At 69.7% G+C, this 2,182-nt stretch carries 1 protein-coding gene; it reads left to right on the plus strand.

Annotation, left to right across the window (positions count from 1 at the left end):
- A partial coding sequence (gene mobF, locus BACI9J_RS22360; RefSeq protein WP_159736613.1) for a MobF family relaxase occupies window positions 1-2,182 on the plus strand: 2,182 nt, incomplete at both ends.

A 2,182-nucleotide genomic window follows, 5' to 3' on the forward strand; every position in this document is an offset into this window, starting at 1 on the left:
CCACGAGGCTGCATGGCAGGGTGCGATGACGTTCTTGCAGGAGGAAGCAGCGTTCACCCGCACCGGCGCCGGCGGCGGCGCGCAGGTCGAAACGAAGGGCCTCCTTGTCGCTGCGTTCGAGCACCGCGACTCCCGCACCGGTGACCCCGACCTGCACACCCACGTCGCCGTCTCGACGAAGGTCGAGGGCGTCGATGGGAAGTGGCGATCGCTCGATGGGCGCATGCTGCACCGCCTCGGCGTCGCTGCCTCCGAGCGGTACAACTCCCTTGTCGAGGAGGAGCTGCGGAACCGTCTCGGTGTGCAGTTCGTCGACGAGTCCCGGGGCGCTGGCAAGCGTGACGTTCGCGAGATCATGGGCGTCGATCGCAGCCTCCGCGAGGGCTTCTCTTCACGCCGCGTCGGGATCGAGCAGGCGTACGCGGAGCTCGTCGACGAGTACGTGGCCGCCCACGGCCACACCCCGCCGAAGAACATCCAGCACAAGCTCTACGAGCAGGCGAACCTCGCCACCCGTGACCACAAAGCACCGCCGTCGTCGGAGCAGGACCAGGTCACCGAGTGGCGTCGTTCTGCCTCCGAGAAGGTGCATGTCGACGGGTGGGCGGCGGGCATCGTCGCTCAGTCGAACGCGATGCCGGCGCAGGATCTGCTTGCCGGGCAGAGCGTGCAGCAGCTCGGGAATCTGGTCGTCACGCGGGTTGAGCAGGACCGCTCGACGTGGAAGGACTCGCACCTGCAGGCCGAGGCAGAGCGCGTCGCGCGCCGCGTCGCGCAGGCCAGCGGGCAGGACGTCCAGGCCCTCACCCGCGACATCACCGCCGCCGCGGTGCAGCGGTCGATCTCCCTCACTCCGCCGGAGCTGAACCCCACGCCGGCGCAGCTGCAGCGCAGCAACGGTGAGAGCGTCTTCCGGATCCACCGTGCCGAGGAGTTCACTTCCGAGAAGACCCTCCGCACCGAAGATGCGATCCTCCATGCTGCCCGCACCCGGGGTGGTTTCGCGATGGAGCAGCAGGCGTTCGACGACGCGATGCGTCGGTTCAACGACCGCGCGATCGCCGACGGACAGCACGAGCTCAACGCCGGCCAGATCAAGCTGGCACGGCAGTTCGCGACCGGTGGCCACCGGATCGAGACCGGTATCGGCCCTGCCGGCACCGGCAAGACCACCGCCATGCGCGCCACGATCTACGCCGTCGAGGCGGGCGGCGGGCGCGTCCTCGCGCTCGGAACCACCGGCAAGGCAGCGGAAGTTCTCGGCCGCGAGCTCGGCACGACCGCGGACACCGCAGACATGCTCCTGCAGGCCCACGCCAACGCGAAGCGCAGCGGACGACCGGTGGCAGAGCAGCACCGCATCGACGCGAACACGCTCCTCCTCGTCGACGAAGCATCCATGGCCGGCACACCGCTCATGGGACGTCTCCTCGCCCTCGCTGACGAGCACGGCGCCGCGCTCCGTCCCCTCGGCGACCCCGCGCAGCACGGCGCCATCGGCGCCGGCGGTGTCCTGCGCCTCCTCGAGCGCGAGACCGACGTCACCCGCCTGGAAGAGGTGCACCGCTTCACCGGCGAGCACGCCACCGCTGAAGCCGCCGCCTCCCTGAAACTCCGCACCGGCGACACCACCGGCCTCGACTTCTACATCGAGCGCGGCCGGGTGTTCGCCGGCACCCGCGACGAAGTCATGGACCGGATCTACACCGACTGGCACGCCGACACGACCGCCGGGAAGTCGTCGCTGATGATCGCCGGCACCAACGAGGAAGTGTCCGCGCTGAACGCCCGGGCCCGCGCCGACCGCGTCGCGCAAGGCCAGGTGCAGGAGGACGGCCGGCTTCTCGCCGACGGGAACACCGTCGGCACCGGAGACATCATCCTGACCCGCAACACGGACCGATCGCTTCGGGTGAACCAAGGCAAGGACTGGGTCACCAACAACGCCATGTGGACCGTGACGGCCGTCGGCCCGTACGGCGTGATGGCGAAGTCGCACGTACACGGCGGCACCGTCACGCTTCCGCTCGAGTACGTCGACGAGCACGTACAGCTCGGCTACGCACGCACCAGCCACGGCACCCAGGGCGACACCGTCTCGACCGGCGGGGCGGTGATCGACCCGGACCGCACCACCCGCGAAGAGCTCTACGTCGACAGCACCCGCGCCAAGGAGCAGAAC

It is taken from the genome of Arthrobacter sp. 9V (assembly GCF_902506065.1).
Taxonomy (GTDB): Bacteria; Actinomycetota; Actinomycetes; order Actinomycetales; family Micrococcaceae; genus Arthrobacter.